At 68.1% G+C, this 17,666-nt stretch carries 13 protein-coding genes; 6 read left to right on the top strand and 7 right to left on the bottom strand.

Annotated features, from left to right (window positions below; translation table 11 throughout):
* Positions 1-14 precede the first annotated feature (14 nt).
* Positions 15-3,326 (bottom strand): YhdP family protein, encoded by a 3,312-nt coding sequence (locus BMX16_RS01265; RefSeq protein ID WP_177174536.1) that lies wholly within the window; start codon positions 3,324-3,326, stop codon positions 15-17.
* Positions 3,327-3,418: 92 nt separating this feature from the next.
* Here BMX16_RS01265 and bcp point away from each other — a divergent pair, with 92 nt between their 5' ends.
* The 4 genes from bcp (at position 3,419) to BMX16_RS01285 (ending at position 7,770) form a co-directional block, all read left to right on the top strand.
* Positions 3,419-3,901 (top strand): thioredoxin-dependent thiol peroxidase, encoded by a 483-nt coding sequence (gene bcp, locus BMX16_RS01270; protein WP_089897869.1) that lies wholly within the window; start codon positions 3,419-3,421, stop codon positions 3,899-3,901.
* A gap of 566 nt (positions 3,902-4,467) precedes the next feature.
* Positions 4,468-5,778, top strand: coding sequence for a M23 family metallopeptidase (locus BMX16_RS01275; protein WP_245731200.1), 1,311 nt, complete (start codon positions 4,468-4,470; stop codon positions 5,776-5,778).
* Positions 5,768-6,280 (top strand): bactofilin family protein, encoded by a 513-nt coding sequence (locus tag BMX16_RS01280; RefSeq protein WP_089897873.1) that lies wholly within the window; start codon positions 5,768-5,770, stop codon positions 6,278-6,280. Before BMX16_RS01275 ends, BMX16_RS01280 begins: the two co-directional genes overlap by 11 nt.
* A 59-nt stretch (positions 6,281-6,339) precedes the next feature.
* Positions 6,340-7,770: an MFS transporter gene (locus BMX16_RS01285; RefSeq protein WP_245731201.1), complete on the top strand. Its 1,431-nt coding sequence runs from the start codon at positions 6,340-6,342 to the stop codon at positions 7,768-7,770.
* 6 nt (positions 7,771-7,776) lie between these two features.
* Here BMX16_RS01285 and prfB read toward each other — a convergent pair whose 3' ends face one another.
* Positions 7,777-8,904 carry a peptide chain release factor 2 gene (gene prfB / locus BMX16_RS01290; RefSeq protein ID WP_089897875.1) on the bottom strand — a complete coding sequence of 376 codons (1,128 nt, stop codon included), beginning with the start codon at positions 8,902-8,904 and terminating at the stop codon, positions 7,777-7,779.
* Positions 8,905-9,011: 107 nt separating this feature from the next.
* Here prfB and BMX16_RS17500 point away from each other — a divergent pair, with 107 nt between their 5' ends.
* Positions 9,012-9,155, top strand: coding sequence for a hypothetical protein (locus BMX16_RS17500; protein WP_177174537.1), 144 nt, complete (start codon positions 9,012-9,014; stop codon positions 9,153-9,155).
* Here the strand turns inward: BMX16_RS17500 and BMX16_RS01295 are convergent.
* From BMX16_RS01295 to BMX16_RS01305, 3 genes are all read right to left on the bottom strand, one after another.
* Positions 9,149-11,668, bottom strand: a complete 2,520-nt coding sequence (locus BMX16_RS01295; protein ID WP_089897877.1) for a penicillin-binding protein 1A — start codon at positions 11,666-11,668, stop codon at positions 9,149-9,151. The two genes, BMX16_RS17500 and BMX16_RS01295, sit on opposite strands and share 7 nt — an antisense overlap.
* Positions 11,669-11,785: 117 nt before the next feature.
* Positions 11,786-12,982, bottom strand: a complete 1,197-nt coding sequence (locus BMX16_RS01300; protein WP_089897879.1) for an N-acetylmuramoyl-L-alanine amidase — start codon at positions 12,980-12,982, stop codon at positions 11,786-11,788.
* Entirely contained in the window at positions 12,979-14,121 is a 1,143-nt protein-coding gene (locus BMX16_RS01305) for a pyridoxal phosphate-dependent aminotransferase (RefSeq protein ID WP_089897881.1), read from the bottom strand. The genes BMX16_RS01300 and BMX16_RS01305 overlap by 4 nt, the downstream gene beginning before the upstream one ends.
* 135 nt (positions 14,122-14,256) lie before the next feature.
* Between BMX16_RS01305 and BMX16_RS01310 the strand changes: the two genes are divergently transcribed.
* Positions 14,257-14,982, top strand: a complete 726-nt coding sequence (locus BMX16_RS01310; RefSeq protein ID WP_089897882.1) for a DsbA family protein — start codon at positions 14,257-14,259, stop codon at positions 14,980-14,982.
* A gap of 16 nt (positions 14,983-14,998) precedes the next feature.
* Here the strand turns inward: BMX16_RS01310 and ispG are convergent, their stop codons facing one another.
* Complete coding sequence (ispG, locus tag BMX16_RS01315) at positions 14,999-16,135, bottom strand: flavodoxin-dependent (E)-4-hydroxy-3-methylbut-2-enyl-diphosphate synthase (RefSeq protein WP_089897884.1); 1,137 nt, start codon at positions 16,133-16,135, stop codon at positions 14,999-15,001.
* Between the two features lie 115 nt (positions 16,136-16,250).
* A complete protein-coding gene (locus BMX16_RS01320; protein ID WP_089897886.1) occupies positions 16,251-17,540 on the bottom strand; it encodes a helix-turn-helix domain-containing protein in 1,290 nt (429 codons plus the stop codon).
* Positions 17,541-17,666 lie beyond the last annotated feature (126 nt).

Below are 17,666 nucleotides of genomic sequence, written 5' to 3' on the forward strand. Positions count from 1 at the left end.
AGCCTCGTCGTGGTTCAGTTGGCCAACACCGGCGGCGGGCGGCGGAAGATATCCCGGAACAGGCCCGGCGTCAGGACCGAGAAGGGGTTGACCCCGACCTGCGGTGCGGCTGGCGTGCCGCCCAGGGTGAAGTTGATCCCGATCAGCCCCTCGCCGGGGCGGGTCAGGACGCTGCCGATCGCGTTCACGAAGTAGAACGGCGACACGACCCCCTGCAGGTCGAACGTCCGGCTGGCCAGCGTGTAGAGGCCATCCACCGAAATGCCAAGGCCCGGCCCCACGGCGCTCGCCTGCGTCACCACGATCCGGTCCGGCGTCAGGCGGAACTGCGCGTCCACCGTGTCGAACGCCAACCCCTGCCCGTCCAGCTGTTGCAACAACCCGATCACGCTGATCGCATCCAGCAGCGCCGCGATGGCCGGCACGTCGCGCACCCGCAACTGCCGCACCGCCACCGTCCCGTCGAAGCTGCCCGCGTCAGGCGCGGGCCTCAGGGTCAGGTCCAGCGTACCGCCGGTGGCACCGGGCAGAAAGTTTCCGGCCCGCAGGACCGCGCCCGCATCGTCGGCCACCACGCGCACGGCGCTGCGGCCATTCACGGGCGACACCGCGCCGCGCACCGGTGCGGCCCCATTGAACAGGCCCTGAAAATCGCCTGCGAAGCCGCCGGTGGTATCGAACGCCCCCTTGAACTGGGTCAGGCGCAGATCGCCTGCGATGCGCAACTCGTCCAGCTGCACGCTGATCGGGATGCCCGCGCCGCCACCGCCCCCGGCCCCGCCCAGATCGGCACGGCTCAGATCGAAGGTGCCGCCGCGCACGATTACCCCCACGCCCTGCCCCGGCCCGCGCCCCTGCAAGGTCACCGGCCCCGCGAACCAGTCGCCCACGGTCACGCTGTCGAACGTCGCGGCCGCCAGCCCGCCACCCGCTGCCAGATCGACGCGACCGCTGGCCGCCAGTCCCGGCGCGCGCAGGCGCAGCCGGTCCACGACCGGGCGCGGGCCAAGGCTGCCCGACACCTCCAGCGCGCCGGTGGCCCCCCGCCCCTTGGCATAGCCGATGGCGGGCACGGACAGGCCAAGCCCGCCCAGATCGCTGGTCAGCGAAAATGTGGGCGGCGCACCGCGCGGCAGGGTCACGGTCAGATCGCCGCCGCCCGCCCCCGACACGGTGCCGGGTGGCAGGGCGATGCCGAACGTGTCCAGCGCCTCTGGCGTCAGGGCGACGCGGCCCGTGACCTGCGGCGGGGCCGCACCGGGGCGGAACCCCTGGGTGAAGGTGCCGGTGACCGGCACGCCGTCCAGCGTGGCATCGCCGCCGACCGACAGCCCTTCGCGGTCCACGGTCACCGCCAGATCGCTACCCGCCAGCGTGCGGCCCGCCACCAGCGTCTCGGACCGCAGGCGGGTCAGCTGCGCGGTGGCGGAAAAGTCCACGTCGTCCGGCGTCATTCGCTGTTTCAGCGGCAGCACGACGCGCGCACTGACCGCCGCGCGTCCGTCCGCCAGCGTCACGGGCAGGTTCGCGCGGCGGAGATAGCCGAAGGGCGGCTGATCCAGCAGCGACAGGGTGGCCGTGATACTGCCCGTGGTCGCCAGATCCAGTTCCAGCGGCGCATTGCGCATCGTCACGTCGGGGATCTGCAGCACCGACCCCGCCACGTCCAGCGCCCCGCCCTGCGGGGCGATCACCTGCCCCGCGTCCAGACGCAGCGCGAAGGCGCCGTCGGCCAGCGTGGCATAACCCGCGCCATCGGTGATGAGGGGCAGGTTGCGCAGATACCGCACCGTCGCCGCCTCATAGGCGAAGCCCGCGGCGATGCGGGCGGGCTGACCGGGGCGCAGCCGCCAGCCCGCCGTCACGGCGCTCAGATCGCCGGCCAGCAGGTTGTTGGCGAACCATGCCCGCGTGCCCGGCCGCAGCCGTTCCGGCCACAGGCGCAGCAAACCGGCGGGGGTCAGCGCGGGACTGGTCAGATCCACGCCCGCATCCCAGCCGTCCGGCGTGGCGGTCAGATGCCCCTTGGCCGCCAGACGCAGCGCCGGGTCGGTCAACGTCACCTGCCCCACGTCCAGACGGAACGGATCCAGCGTCAACCGCAGGTCGATGTCCGCCTGTTCCAGCGTCAGCGGTTCCGGATAGAGGTCGCCGGGCGACAGCGCCACATCGGTCAGCCGGAACTGCCCGACCAGCGCGGTCGGCAAACCTCGCACGAAATCCTGCGCAATGGCCTGACCCTGCGCTACCACACCCCCGGCGGGCGCGCGGATCGCCACGCGCCGGAACGTCAGCCGCTGCCCCACGGGGTCATAGCGCAGGGCCGCATCCACAGCGTCGAACGGCAGCGGCGGCGTGCCCGCCTGCGGCTGCACCGCCCCCGCGCCGATCTGCAGGGTCACATCCAGAGGACCCAGCCGGCCATCCGCATCCAGACCCGTGGCCAGCGTCGCCGACAGCGGCGCGTCGAGAGCGTCCAGAAACCAAAGTGCCGCCGACTGGCTGGCCAGATCGCGCGCCGGCGCATCGTTCACGCGCACCCGCAATTGCGCCGCCTGAGTGGCGCGGTCCGTCGTCAGCGACAGACCCAGCCGCGTCGCCCCGTCGTCGCCCATGACGCGCAACTGCGCCTCTGCCGTCACCGCAGCCCGCGTCAGGGCAAGCGTGAACGCCCCGTCGCCGGTGGTCCAGACCCGCCCTGCGAGGTCGTCGCGAAACGTCAGGTCCAGCCCCGCCAGCGATACCCTCTCCAGCGCGGACAGGGCAGTGCGGTCGCGCAACCCGTTCAACTGCGCCACCAGACCGCCCAGCCCCTCGGCCAGCAGCGCGCCGCCGCCGGTCTCCGGCAGATCGAAGGCCAGCCTGATCCGCCCCTGCACGTCCCGCGTCAGCGCGATGGCGCTGCCACGCAATGCGACCTCCTGCACAAGGGCCGACTGGTCGAACAGCAGGCCGCGCGGACTGATCGTCGCATCCACCTCCGCCACGCGGGCCAGCGGCGCACCATCCGCGTCGCGCAGCAGCGTGTCGGACAGCCTGATGCGCGGGTGCAGGTCTGCCCCGATCCGCAGCGTGATTTCGCCAAAACTGACCCGACCGCCACCCAGCATGGCGCTGGCGCGGCTGGCGACCTCGCGCGTCATCCAGCCCGGGGCGGTGATGTCGCGGTCGAACAGGGCGACGAGGACGATCAGCGCAAAGATCAGCGGCATGCTGAGCAGAGCCGCCAACACGCGCGCCACCTGCCACGTGGGACCCCTTGGCGCGCCCCTGCGGCGGCGGGTGCGGGCGGGCCGTGCGGCAGGCGCTGGGTCAGTCTCGGTCATGCACGGCCCTTGCCTGTCGGATGCGATCATGACCTGTTGCGGGCACGAACGAAACCGCTGTTTCAGCCACACCCCCAGACCGGAGGATCACCATGCCGTCAGACGCCGCCCCCACCCTGCAGCCCGGCGATGCCGCCCCCGACTTTGCCCTGCCCCGCGATGGCGGCGGCACCGTCAGCCTTGGCGATCATGCGGGTCGCAAGGTCGTGCTCTACTTCTATCCCAAGGACGACACCCCCGGCTGCACGATCGAGGCGCTGGATTTCACCGCCGCCGCCGCCGACTTCGACGCGGCAGGCGCAGTCGTTCTGGGCGTGTCCAAGGATACCGTCGCCAAGCACGACAAGTTCACCGCCAAGCACACGCTGGGCATCGCCCTGTTGTCGGATGCGGAGGGCGACGTGTGCGAACGCTATGGCGTCTGGGGTGAAAAGCAGATGTACGGCAAGACGTACCACGGGATCGAGCGGACGACCGTGCTGATCGGACCCGATGGCCGGATCCAGCGCATCTGGCGCAAGGTCAAGGTGCCGGGCCACGTGGCCGAGGTGCTGGAGGCCGTCCGCGCAGGCTGACGCGCGGCCGCGGCATGTCAGCCGTGCGGCGGGGGACGAAACCGGGCCCGCCGCCGCTGAGGCACCGTCAGCATGCATGCGGCGGCGCGGCACCCACTTTCGTGCAGTCATGCGGGCAGGTGTCCGATTCGCCTGCCGTTGCAAACGGATGCAGGCGGGCCGCGGCGAAGGCCCGTTGAACGGCGGTCGGCACGCGTGACCGGGCGCGGTGCCGCCTGACCGATGGGACAGCCCGCTACGGCGGGTGCCGTCCCGATCCGGCGGCATGGCAACAGCCCTTGTTTTCATTGCGCGCCGCCGATGTGCCAGCGATCTGGGCGCAGCATCCGGTGTGGCGCGTGTATGCCAACGGTTGGCCGGTCGCAGGGGATCAGGTGCCCCCGCCGTGTGGAATCAGCAGACCGACCTCGGCATGATCCCGCCCAAACCCCGTCGATATCTCCACAATTTTTCAAAATCGTTGCACCGCTGCGTCAGGCTGGCTAGACGACAGCAAGCGTGCGGCGAGACAAAAGGGTGTGGGACCCTGCCAAACGCAACCGGGACGGACATCAGGGGCACCATCTGTGACATCACGACTGACGCTGGCCATACACACGCGCCTTGAAAAACGATTCCCCGAAAAGCGCCTCTTCATCCGCTCCGACATGGAAACCCGCTTTATCCGCCTGCGGCCGTCGCATCAGCTGCTCGGGTGGACCGCCGCCACCGCCGTCGTCGGCTGGACCATCATCTCCAGCGCAATCCTGATGATGGACAGCATCGGTGCCGGGAACTTCCGCGCACAGGCGCAACGCGACCAGATGATCTACGAGGCCCGCCTGAACGCCCTGTCAGCGGAACGCGACGCCCGCGCCGCCGAGGCGATCGCAGCCCAGAACCGCTTCAGCGCCGCGCTGGCACAGATTTCGACCATGCAGACGAACCTGCTGACCACCGAGGATCAGCGCCGCGAGCTGGAGACGGGCCTTGAGGTCGTGCAGGCGACGCTGCGCGACACCATGCAGGACCGCAAGATCGCGGAAACCGAACTGGCCGCATTGACCACCGACGCCGACGACGGCGCCATGCCCGCCGGGCAGAGTGCCGTGCAGGACGGCACCGTCGACCTGCTGGCGACGGCCCTGGCCGAAACTGCGGCGGAACGCGACCAGATCGCACAGGACGCGCAATTCGCGCTGGACCATGCGACGGAAACCGAAAACGAACTGCGCCAGATCCAAGACCGCAACGACGACATCTTCCGCCAGCTCGAAGATGCGATCACCGTGTCGGTCGAACCGCTGGAAAAGATGTTCCGCGACGCGGGCATGGACCCCGACAACATGGTCAGCCAGGTGCGCCGCGGCTATTCCGGCACCGGCGGGCCGCTGACGCCGCTGTCGTTCTCCTCGATGGGGGGCGGACCCGACCCGGACACGGCCCGCGCCAACGGCATCCTGAACAAGCTGGACGAGATCAACCTGTACCGGATCGCCGCCGATGCAGCACCCTTCGACATGCCGATCAAGGCCAACTTCCGCTTCTCCTCGGGGTTCGGATCGCGCTGGGGCCGCATGCACGAAGGTACCGACTTCTCCGCCCCCATCGGCACACCGGTCTATGCACCTGCCGACGGCGTGGTCATCTACTCCGGCTGGCTGTCCAGCTATGGCCGCCTGATCAAGATCCAGCACGAGTTCGGGATCGAAACGCGCTACGGTCACCTCAACGCTCTCAACGTGAATGTGGGCGATAGGGTATCGCGCGGCGACCATATCGGTGATACGGGAAACTCCGGACGCTCGACCGGACCGCACCTGCACTATGAAGTCCGGGTCGGTGGAAAAGCTGTCAATCCGATGATTTACATACAGGCGGGACAAGATGTTTTCTAAATCCAAGATCAACGAACCCGGCCCCAAGGCCACCGAACCGACACAGGCGCCCGCCCCCATGTCTACCCCCGTGACGGGCGGCGACTACAAGCCGACGACGCCCAAAGCCAAGCCGCCTGCGTCGATCCTGTCCGCCGACCTGCTGGTGACGGGCAACATGAAGACGACGGGCGACATCCAGATCGAAGGCCAGGTCGACGGCGACATCCGCGCCCACCTGCTGACCATCGGCGAAGGCGCCACCGTCAAGGGCGAGGTGATGGCCGACGACGTGGTGATCCACGGTCGCATCATCGGTCGCGTGCGTGGCCTGAAGGTGCGCCTGACCTCGACCGCGCGCGTCGAAGGCGACATCATCCACAAGACGATCGCCATCGAATCGGGCGCCCACTTCGAAGGCTCCGTGCAGCGTCAGGACGATCCGTTGTCCGCATCCGGCGGTCGCGCCAAGATGCCGACCAGCAGCGGCGTGACCCCCGGCACCGAGACACCCAAGAGCTAAGGTTGCACGAGCCGCAACCCAGTCAACGGGCCCCGTCCGATGGGACGCGGCCCGTTTGCGTGCAGGCGTTCTGCACGGACCGGCAGCGCCCGCTGGTGCTGGTGGCGGCCGTGCTCGCCTCCTCGATGGGGTTCATCGACGGCACCGTGGTCAGCATCGCCATCCCCGCCATCCGCGCGTCGCTCGGCGCTAGCCTCGATCAGGCGGCGTGGATCAACAACGCCTATATGGTCACGCTGTCGGCGCTGATCCTGACCGGTGGCGCATTCGGCGACCGGTTCGGTCTGGCCAAGATATTCAGCCTTGGCGTGACGCTGTTCCTGCTGACCTCGCTGGCCTGCGCGCTGGCCCCCACGCCTGATCTGCTCATCGTGGCACGCCTTGCGCAGGGCGCCGGTGCGGCACTGATGATCCCCGGCGCGCTGGCCATGATATCGCGCGCCTATCCACCCGAGATCCGGGGCCGCGCCATCGGGATCTGGGCCGCCGCATCCGGCCTGACCACGGCGGCAGGTCCCATCGTGGGCGGTCTGCTGCTGTCGTCGGGCGACGCCGAGGCGTGGCGGTGGATCTTCGGCATCAACCTGCCGCTGGGGCTGATCGCGCTGGTGATGATCCGCCGCGCCGTCAGCCACGACACCCGCCGTCACGGCGATCCCATCGACGTGGTGGGGGCGCTGCTGGGTGTCACCGGGCTGGGCCTGCTGGCGTGGATGCTGACGCATCTGGAAGCGGCGTCCAACGATCTGCGCATCACGCTGGCCACGGGCGTGGGTGGCGTCGTGGTGCTGACACTGTTCCTGCTGCACGAATGGCGCACGCCGCATGCGATGATGCCGCTGCGCCTGTTCGCCAGTGCCACGTTTTCGGCCGCCAACCTCGCGACGTTCCTGTTGTATTTCGGGATGTCGGCGATCCTGTTCTTTCTGCCCATGCTGACCGTCGCCGGTTGGGGCATGAGCGAGTTCCAGACCATCTTCGCCTTTGCGCCCCTGTCGGGATTCATCGCGCTGCTGTCCACACGTTTCGGCCGGTTGGCCGACCGGCGCGGCTCCGGCCCGGTCGTCGCCGTGGGGGCTGCGGTCGTCACGCTGGGTTACGTCGTGCTGGCACTGGTCGTGGGATCGTCGCAGAACTTCTGGCTGGGCGTACTGCCGGCCATGTCCATCGTCGGCTTCGGCATGAGCATGGTGGTGGCGCCTTTGTCCACCGCCGTGATGGTCGCGGCGGGCGACGGACAGGCCGGTATCGCATCGGGCGTGAACAATGCCATCAGCCGCATCGGCGGCCTGATCGCCGTCGCCGCGATGAGCTCGCTTGCGACCATCGCCTATACGCGGGCGGGCGGCACCGCGACGTTCGGTGAACGCGCAGCAGGCACGGCACATGTGCTGGCAATGGGCGACGCCTTCGCCCTCGTGGCGTGGGTGGCTGCTGGACTGGCCGCCGTGGCGGCCATCGCTGCGGCGCTGGGGATTAGGCGACCCTGACGGGCCTCAATCCTCCAGGTTGGCTTCGGCCCGGCTCTTGCCGCTCACGTCCATCGCCAGCGTGGCCGCCATGAACGCATCCAGATCGCCGTCCAGCACACCGGAGGTGTCGGACGTCTCGTGCCGGGTGCGCAGATCCTTCACCATCTGATAGGGTTGCAGGACGTAGGAGCGGATCTGGTTGCCCCAGCCCGCGTCACCCTTGTTGTCGTGCGCCTCGTTGATGGCGGCGTTCCGGCGGTCCAGCTCCATCTGATACAGGCGCGACTTCAGCGCCTTCATGCAGATGTCGCGGTTCTGGTGCTGCGATTTTTCTGAACTCGTGACCACGATGCCGGTCGGGAAGTGGGTGATCCGCACGGCGGAGTCGGTGGTGTTCACGTGCTGGCCACCGGCACCGGACGACCGGTAGGTGTCGATGCGAATGTCCTTGTCCTGCACGTCGATCTCGATGTTGTCGTCCACCACCGGATAGACCCAGACCGAGCTGAACGACGTGTGCCGCTTGGCCGCCGAATCGTAGGGGCTGATCCGCACGAGGCGGTGCACGCCGGACTCGGATTTCAGCCAGCCGTAGGCGTTGGGGCCGGTGATCTTGTAGGACGCCGACTTGATGCCGACCTCTTCGCCCGCGCTCTCGGACTGCAACTCGACCTTGTAGCCCTTCTTCTCGGCCCAGCGGACATACATGCGTGCCAGCATGTTGGCCCAGTCGCAGGACTCGGTGCCGCCAGCCCCTGCGTTGATCTCCAGGAAGGTGTCGTTGCCGTCCGCCTCGCCGTTCAACAGCGCTTCCAGCTCCTTCTCGGCGGCGCGCGCCTTCAGCGCGGTCAATGCCGCCTCGGCGTCGGCGACGATCTCGGCGTCGCCTTCGGTCTCACCCATCTCGATCAGTTCGACGTTGTCGGCCAGATCCTGACGGATGCCTTCATAGCTCGCCATCGCATCGACCAGCACCTGCCGTTCGCGCATCAGCTTCTGCGCATGAGCGGGATCGTTCCACAGGGTCGGGTCCTCGACGCGGGCGTTGAACTCCTCCAGCCGGTGCGGCGCCGTGGCATAGTCCAGCCGCTGCGCCAGCAGGGACAGAGACTTGCGGACAGCCTCGATGGTGGTCTGGGTCTCGGCGCGCATGGCAATTCCGTTCTGGCTGGGGCGGTCTAGGGTATCGATGTCCAGATAGACCGCCCCTGCCCCGGCTGCAAGATCGCCGGGCAGAGGCCGCAGGCCGGAGGCGTGCCATGTTCGGAGCGGCGATCGGCGCGGATGCCGTGATCGGCATGGTCGCGGGTCTGATCACGGGCGAGACCGGCACCGCGATGATCCCGGGTGCTGGCGTCGGCGGCGGGCTGGCCGCCGGCGCTGGCCCGGGTCGCCCTCAGTAGAGGCCGCCCGACGACAGCGCACCAAAGCTCGCCTTGGGTCCGACCGTGGCCGTGCCCCCGGTCGAGGTTTGGACCTGCACCGCCTGACGCGGCACCTCGTCCACCAGCGGCAGGTCGGCGGCCATCGCGAATCCACCGTCGAAGGTGATGCCGAAGATCGGCTCTTCGCCCGGACGGAAGCATTCGGCGATCACGTTCTCGCCGCCGGCACCGTCGGGCAGGCGTGCACCGGTGAAGCGGTCGATGTTGATGAACTGGCAGTCCGCAGGCACCTTGAACGCACCGCCACCATAGGTCTCGATGGCCTTGGACATGAAGGCATTGAACACCGGCGCGCAGATGCCGCCGCCGGACGCGCTGCGGCCCATGGGCTGCGGGTTGTCAAAGCCGATGTAGCAACCCGCCACGATGTTGGAGGAGAAGCCGACGAACCACGCGTCCTTTTCGTCGTTGGTGGTGCCGGTCTTGCCGGCGATCGGCACGGGCAGGTTGATCGCATTCTCGGCGGTGCCGCGGATCACCACGCCTTCCATCATCGAGGTCAGCTGATAGGCCGTGATCTCGTTCATCACGCGCTGGCGGTTCGACGTGATGGTGGGCGCCTCGCCGCTGGGCAGGCTGGGCAGACTGCAATCCTCGCAGACGCGCTGGTCGTGGCGATAGACGGTGTTGCCGTAGCGGTCCTGCACCCGGTCCACCAGCGTCGGTTCCACCCGCTCGCCGCCGTTGGCGAACATGGCATAGGCGGCGACCATCTTGAACAGCGTCGTCTCGTCCGAGCCAAGCGAGGTCGCCAGCACCCGGTTCATCCGGTCGTAGACGCCGAAGCGTTCGGCATAGTCGGCCACCGTGTCGATGCCGACCTCCTGTGCCAGACGGACGGTCATCAGGTTGCGCGACTGTTCGATGCCCGTGCGCAGCGGTGTGGGGCCATAGAACTTGTTGGAATAGTTCTGCGGCCGCCAGATGCCCTGCGGCGTCTCGATCTCGATCGGCGCATCGACGACGATGGTGGCGGGGGAATAGCCGCTGTCGAGGGCGGCCGCAAAGACGAAGGGTTTGAACGACGATCCGGGCTGGCGCATCGCCTGCGTGGCGCGGTTGAACACCGACGCCTGATAGGAGAAGCCGCCCTGCATCGCCAGCACGCGGCCGGTGTTCACGTCCATCGCCATGAACGCGCCCTGCACCTGCGGCACCTGCCGCAGGGTCCAGCGCAGGAACGCGCCGCTGTCGTCGTCGGTCATGCGACGCACCAGCACCACGTCGCCCGGGGCGAAGTTGTCGGCAAAGCTGCCAGCCATCCACGCGATGTCGTCGCGCGGCACGACGAAGGGCTCGGCATCCGTCTCCTGCACGTTCTCGATGCCGACGCGCATCTGGGATTCGCCGACCTCCAGCACCACGGCGGGGTGCCACGGGTTTTCCAGCGTGATGTCGCGGGGCACCTCGGCGGCACCCAGCGCCGCGCGCCACGCGGCTTCGTTGTCCAGGGTGCCTGCGTCGATGGCCTTGCCGGTTCCGCGCCACTGACCGAGGCCACGGTCGTAGGTTTCCAACGCCCGCTGCAGGGCATGGGCCGCCTCGACCTGCAGGTTCGCGTCCACAGTGGCGCGGATCGCCAGACCGCCCGAGAAGAATTCATCCTCGCCGAAGTTCTGTGACAACTGGCGGCGAATCTCGTCGGTGAAATAGTCGCGGGGCGGCAGTTCGCTGCGGAAGCTGTCGTAGTCGCCGGACTGCACGGTGCGCAGCGGGGTGGCGATTGCAACGTCGTAGGCCGCCTCGTCCAGATAGCCGTTCTGGAACATCTCGCGCAGGACATAGTTGCGGCGCGCCACGGACCGGTCGTACTGACGGACAGGGTCGTAATCCGACGGCGCCTTGGGCAGGACCGCCAGATAGGCGGCCTCCTCGACCGTCAGATCGGGCAGCGCCTTGTTGAAATAGGTCAGCGACGCCGCGGTGACGCCGTAGCTGTTCTTGCCCAGAAAGATCTCGTTCAGGTAAAGTTCGAGGATCTTTTCCTTGGGCATCGCGCCCTCGATCCGGGTGGCAAGGATGATTTCCTTGATCTTGCGTTCCACGCTGCGGCTGCCGTCGAGCAGGAAGTTCTTCATCACCTGCTGCGTGATCGTGGATGCACCGCGCACCTCCTCGCCACGGGTGCGCACGGCGTCATAGACGGCGGACGCGATGCCGCCCGCGTCGAAACCGCCGTGAGTGTAGAAGTTCTTGTCCTCAGCTGAAATGAAGGCCTGCTTCACCAGATCGGGAATATCCTCGGCCGGGGTGAACAGGCGGCGCTCCACGGCGAATTCGTCGATGATCTGCCCTTCGCCCGAATAGATGCGGCTGATCGTCTTGGGCGTGTATTGCGCCAATGTGTCGTAGGTCGGCAGATCGCGCCCGTACATGTAAAACACGGCACCCAGCGTCAGCCCCAGCATCGCAAGGCCAAGGCACAGCATCGAGAAGATGCCGCCAAAGAATGACATGATGAAACGCAGCATGGGCAGAGCCTTCGGTCCGGGAATTGGGCCGCTTATAGGGCGCACCCCCCCTTTCGTCAAAAGCTGATGCGCAGATCTGACGCACCGTGTCGCGGCACCCGGTCACGGTTGCGACAGCTACTGGCGTTTCAGTCCCGCAAGGGCCGCTTCTGTCGCGGCCCAGTCCTGCAGCGCAGTCGTCAGACCCGCCACGATGGGTGCGCGGCCGTCCGCAGTGGACAGGGTGGTGCGGTCGGTGGCGTTGGACAGAAACCCCACCTCCAGCAGGATGGACGGGAAGTCGGCGGCGTTCAGCACCGCCAGCCGCCCTTCGCGCCGGGGACGGCTGTTGACCGCCGCATTCGTGCTGCGCAACCCGTCGATCACCGCGTCGGCCAGCCGGGCCGACGCCGGGGCCGTGTCAGCCCGCGCCATGCCCATCAGCACGCTTGCCACACGGTCGTCCTGCCCGGTCAGGTCGAGGCCGGTCAGCAGGTCGCCGCGTTCGTGCCGTTCGGCCATGCGCTGTGCGGCGCGGTCGACCCCTTCCGCGTTCAGGGTATAGGCAGAGGCACCGCGCGTCACCGTGTCGTCGAGGGCATCGGCGTGGAGCGAGATCAGCGCCCCCGCCCCCGCCGCCCGCGCGATGGTCATGCGATCCTCGAGCGAGACAAACACGTCCGCCTCGCGCGTCAGGACGGCCCGCAAGGTGCCGCTGCGGTTGATCGCCTCGGCCAGCTCGATGGACAGGCGCAGCATCAGGTCCGCTTCGACCACGTCGCCGCGCAAAGCACCGGGATCGACACCGCCGTGACCGGGGTCGATGGCGATCACCAGTGGTCCATCGCGCGGCACAGGTGCACTCAGCGTGGGGTCTGGCCGCACCGGATCGTCCGGCGCACCCGCAAGAGCGGCGAAACGGTCAGGCGCGACTGGGTTCAGTTGCAGCGTCAGCCGCGCCGTGCCCGTCCCCTCGTCCACCGCCAGCCCCGCCTGCGTCACCGCCAGCGAATCCGCCAGCGTCGCCTCCAGCCGCGACCAGCCGGGGCGCGGCGTGGCAAAGGTCAGATCGGTGATGCGCCCGGTCCGCAGCAGGTCGGCGGCGATCAGGCCGGTGAAATCGACCTCTCGGAACTCGATCACCAGCCGCATCGGATCAATGAGGGTGAAGAGGCGGTAGGGGACGGGCTGCGACAGTGCCAGATCGACACTGACCCCTTCTCCCGCATCCGCGATGCCGCTGGCCGCAGGGTCGATCCGCGCAAGTCCCGCAAAGCCCTGCGCCGCCAGCGGGCCCGCCAGCAGCAGCCAAAGTGCCAGTGCGGCGCGGATCATCCGCGCGCCGCCATGTAGCGGCGCAGGCGCGCCAAGCCTTCGACCATGTCGGAGGTCGCGCCCGCATAGGACAGGCGCAGCCAGCGGTGGCCGTCCACCGGGTCGAAGTCGAGGCCCGGCGTCACCGCCACCCCTGCGCGTGCGAGGATGTCGGCGGCAAAGGCGCGGCTGTCGTCCGTGTGGGCCGACACGTCGGCATAGATGTAGAACGCCCCGTCCGGTGGGGCCATCGTGGTGAACCCCGCCTGTGCCAGACCGTCCAGCAGCAGCGTGCGGTTCGCCTGATAGACGGCGAGGTTCGCGTCCAGTTCCGGACGGCAGTCCATCGCGTGCAGCGCCAGACGCTGACTGGCGTGGGGCGCGCAGATGAACAGGTTCTGCGCCAGCCGTTCCACCTGTCGGACGTGATCGGCGGGGACGACCATCCAGCCCACGCGCCAGCCGGTCATGCTGAAATACTTGGAAAAGCTGTTGATGACGTAGCAGTCCTGCGTCACCTCCAGCGCGCTGACGGCGCGGGTGCCATAGGAGATGCCGTGATAGATCTCGTCCGAGATCAGGGCCACGTCGCGCGCCGCACAGGCCTGCGCCAGCGCGTCCAGTTCGGGCGCGTTCAGCATTGTCCCGGTGGGATTGGCGGGCGATGCCACGATCAGACCGGCCAGATCGTTGGTCGCCACGTCGTCGGGTTGCGGCTGATAGCGGCCCTGCGCGGTCGTCGCAATCTCGACGGGGCGCAGTCCCATCGCCTTCAGGATCTGGCGATAGCTGGGATAGCAGGGCAGCCCCAACCCCACGCGGGCGTCGTTGTCGAAGAGCGCCGAGAACGCCAGCACGAAGGCCCCAGACGCGCCCGCCGTCACCACGACCCGCGCGGGATCCAGGTCCACGTCGTGCACTTCACCGTAATGCTGTGCGATGCGGGCCCGCAGGGCGGGCAGGCCCAGCCCGACGGTATAGCCCAAAGGTTGTGCCAGATCGGCGGTCAGCGCGGTTAGCGCGCCCTGCGGCGCGCCTGTGCCGGGCTGGCCCACCTCCATGTGGATGATCGACCGTCCCGCGTCCTCGGCGGCGCGGGCGGCCTCCATCACGTCCATCACGATAAAGGGATCGACGTCCCCGCGGCTGGATGTGCGCATGCTCTGCCCCTGTTCTTGTTGGTGCCGTTGTGCCCCCCGGCCCCCCGGCCCGTCAACCGTTCCCGGCCGCGCACCTTGGCAGGCGGGCCGGGATCTGCGCATAGTGTCGGGCGAATGAACCCGAGAGTGCCCCAGATGACCCGTGCCCTGTTGACCGCCACCGCCCTGACGCTGACCCTTGGCCTGCCTGCCGCCGCACAGGATGACGATGCCGCCTTCGGCGAGCGCGTCCGCGCCTATCTGCTGGAAAACCCGCAGGTCATCATGGAAGCCGTCGGCATCCTGCAGGCGCAGGAGGCCGAGATGGCCGCACTGGCCGATCAGGACATGGTCGCGGCCCAGTCGGAGGCGCTGCTGAACGACGGCTATTCATGGGTCGGCGGCAATCCGGACGGCGACATCACCGTGGTCGAGTTCATGGATTACCGTTGCGGCTATTGCAAACGCGCCTTCCCCGAGATCGAGAGCCTGCTGCAGGCCGACGGCAACATCCGCTTCATCGTCAAGGAATTCCCGATTCTTGGCGAACAGTCGGTGCTGGCGTCGCAGTTCGCCATGGCCGCGCAGATCGTCGCGGGCGAGGACGCCTACAAGGCGGTCCACGAGACGCTGATGAGCTTCAACGGCGAGATCACGGAAGACAGCCTGCTGGCGCTGGCGGACAGCCTCGATCTGGACGGGGCGGCGATCATGGCGGGCACCGCAGACCCGGAGGTGGAGCGCCGCATCGCCGCCAACCGCGCGCTTGGCGAGAGTCTGGCGATCAGCGGGACGCCGACGTTCGTGGTGCAGGACCAGATGGTGCGCGGCTATGTGCCCGCCGCCGACCTGCAGCGGCTGGTGGACGATCTGCGCGGCTGAGGCCGCGCAGAGCAGCTTATTCCGCCGCCGTCTCTGCCTGCGCCGCTTCTGCGTCCAGCACGGCGGCGCGCTGTTCGACCTGTTCGACGATGTGGTCGATCATCGCATCGTTGCTCAGCTTGTGGCTTTGCTTGCCCGCCAGATAGACCATGCCCGACCCGTTGCCGCCGCCGGTGAAGCCCACGTCGGTCATCAGCGCCTCGCCCGGGCCGTTGACGACGCAGCCGATGATCGACAGGCTCATCGGGGTCTTGATGTGTTCCAGACGCTTTTCCAGCGCCTCGACGGTACGGATCACGTCGAACCCCTGCCGCGCGCAGGACGGGCAGGAGATGATGTTCACGCCACGGTGCCGCAGGCCCAGCGATTTCAGGATCTCGAACCCCATCTTGACCTCTTCCACCGGGTCGGCGGACAGGCTGACGCGGATCGTGTCGCCGATCCCGGCCCACAGCAGGCTGCCCATGCCGATCGCGGACTTCACGGTGCCCGACATCAGGCCGCCCGCTTCGGTGATGCCGAGGTGGATGGGAGCGTCCGTCAGTTCGGCCAGCTTCTGATAGGCGGCGGCGGCCATGAACACGTCGGACGCCTTGCAGCTGATCTTGAACTCGTGAAAGTCGTTGTCCTGCAGGATCTTGATGTGATCCATGCCGCTTTCGACCATCGCGTCGGGGGTCGGTTCGCCGTATTTGTCCAGCAGGTGCCGTTCCAGCGATCCGGCGTTCACGCCGATGCGGATGGAACAGTTGTGGTCGCGGGCGGCCTTGATGACCTCCTTCACCCGGGTCTCGTCACCGATGTTGCCGGGGTTGATCCGCAGGCAGGCGGCGCCCGCCTCGGCGGCCTCGATCCCGCGTTTGTAGTGAAAATGGATATCCGCCACGATCGGCACGCTGACCTCGGGCACGATCAGGCGCAGGGCGCGGCTGCTCGCCTCGTCCGGGACCGAGACGCGGACAATGTCTGCGCCCGCATCCGCCGCCGCCTGGATCTGGGCGATGGTCGCCTTGACGTCGGTGGTCAGGGTGTTGGTCATCGTCTGCACGGTGATCGGGGCATCGCCGCCCACGGGCACGTTGCCCACCATGATCCGACGGCTCTTGCGACGGTCGATCTGGCGCCAGGGACGGATGGAATGCAGGGATGACATAGGACTGACTTCTCATCGGGGCTGTTGGCCGCAACCTATGCCCTTGGTCGCCAACCAGCAACCACAAGCGCCGCGATTGTGATGGGCTGCAGACGCCGCAGCAGTGTGCCGCGGCTCAGTCGGCCAGCGGCACCTGCGGGGCTGCGCCGCCGGGCACCGTCTGTGCCGGCACGGCCACCTCGGCCACATTCACGATGGCGGCCAGGTCGCCATCGCGGCCCAGATCGGCGACCTGATAGGTCGTCGTCAGGTTGTCGGCGGACAGCGCCAGATTGGACGTGACCTGCCCGCTGGGACCGGCCGGCCCATAATGCTGACCGTTGACGGCGAAATACACGGCGCCACTTTCGCCCACGCGCAGGGTCGCGGGCTCTTCGGTCGCGGGCAGGGCAAAGGTGTCGCCGGCGTTCATGATCCCCTCAAAAATCACCGACTCGTCGGCGGCGCGCACGCGCACCCAGGCGGGGCGCACGGCGACCAGTTGCACCTCGGGCACCGGGCCTTCGCTGACGCGGATCGTGCCGGGGGCCACGGTGCCATCCGCCCCGGGGGTGTCGATCACCAGACCCTGTGCGGCGATCACCGCATCCTCGACCGCCTGCGCCAGACCGCTGTCCACGCCCGCCAGACCCAGCGCGCTGGGCGCATCGGCCATCAGGGTCGAGATCGGGGCGTCCCGCGCGACCAGCACCGGCACGTCCAGCGCCTGCGGACGATAGAGGCGATCCAGCGCCTCCGGCGTGGGCGGGGTATAGCCGGGCCCGGTCTGCTGGGCCGCGTCCGCCATCTGCGCCATGCCGCCACCCGCCAGCGGGTCAAGGTTGCTCAGCACCACGGGCGTCTGGTCCACGGGGGCCAGACGGACCTTCTGCACCTCTTGCAGGACGGACCAGCCGCCATAGCCAAGACCGCCGATCAGTGCGACCAGCACGAGGATGGAGCCGATGGCACCCGGCTCGATCCCGGAGAACAGCCGTTCGCCGCGCGGCACGAAGGGGGTGGCCGACGCCGAGAAGATGTCCTTGCCAAGACCTGCCTGCGGGACGTCCGCACGCGGCGCGCGGGTCGAGGAGGCGGCCGCCGACATGCCGTGCGCCGTCGAGAACCCGCTTTCGCGGCAGAACGTTTCGAACGCGACATCCGGGTCCATCTGCAGGTAGCGGGCATAGGACCGCACGTAGCCTGCGATGAAGCCAGGGGTGTCGAAGGCTGCGGGGTCTGCATTCTCGATCGCGGCAATGTAGGCGGCCTTGATCTTCAACTCGCGCTGCACGTCCAGCAGGCTCTTGCCCATGGTGGCACGTTCGCCGCGCATCATGTCGCCAAGACGCATGTCGAATGCGTCGAAACCTTTGGTTTCGGTGTCTTCAGCCGCCTTGGCGCGCCGAAAGCTCTTTACGATCATTGCCGTTCCGCCGTGTGCCTGCCCCAGTTCAACCTACAACACCGGTCTGACTCTGTCGAATCATCTGTGTTAAGGTTGCTTGACAGCCCGTCTAGCACACGACGGCGTGTTGCACAGATGCAGAAC

The organism is Loktanella fryxellensis, from assembly GCF_900110065.1.
Classification (GTDB): domain Bacteria; phylum Pseudomonadota; class Alphaproteobacteria; order Rhodobacterales; family Rhodobacteraceae; genus Loktanella; species Loktanella fryxellensis.

Coding starts and splice junctions, on each gene's coding strand:
- BMX16_RS01265 (WP_177174536.1), bottom strand. CDS start 3,326: ATGACCGAGACTGACCCAGCGCCTGCCGCACGGCCCGCCCGCACCCGC.
- bcp (WP_089897869.1), top strand. CDS start 3,419: ATGCCGTCAGACGCCGCCCCCACCCTGCAGCCCGGCGATGCCGCCCCC.
- BMX16_RS01280 (WP_089897873.1), top strand. CDS start 5,768: ATGTTTTCTAAATCCAAGATCAACGAACCCGGCCCCAAGGCCACCGAA.
- prfB (WP_089897875.1), bottom strand. CDS start 8,904: ATGCGCGCCGAGACCCAGACCACCATCGAGGCTGTCCGCAAGTCTCTG.
- BMX16_RS17500 (WP_177174537.1), top strand. CDS start 9,012: ATGTTCGGAGCGGCGATCGGCGCGGATGCCGTGATCGGCATGGTCGCG.
- BMX16_RS01295 (WP_089897877.1), bottom strand. CDS start 11,668: ATGCTGCGTTTCATCATGTCATTCTTTGGCGGCATCTTCTCGATGCTG.
- BMX16_RS01300 (WP_089897879.1), bottom strand. CDS start 12,982: ATGATCCGCGCCGCACTGGCACTTTGGCTGCTGCTGGCGGGCCCGCTG.
- BMX16_RS01305 (WP_089897881.1), bottom strand. CDS start 14,121: ATGCGCACATCCAGCCGCGGGGACGTCGATCCCTTTATCGTGATGGAC.
- BMX16_RS01310 (WP_089897882.1), top strand. CDS start 14,257: ATGACCCGTGCCCTGTTGACCGCCACCGCCCTGACGCTGACCCTTGGC.
- ispG (WP_089897884.1), bottom strand. CDS start 16,135: ATGTCATCCCTGCATTCCATCCGTCCCTGGCGCCAGATCGACCGTCGC.
- BMX16_RS01320 (WP_089897886.1), bottom strand. CDS start 17,540: ATGATCGTAAAGAGCTTTCGGCGCGCCAAGGCGGCTGAAGACACCGAA.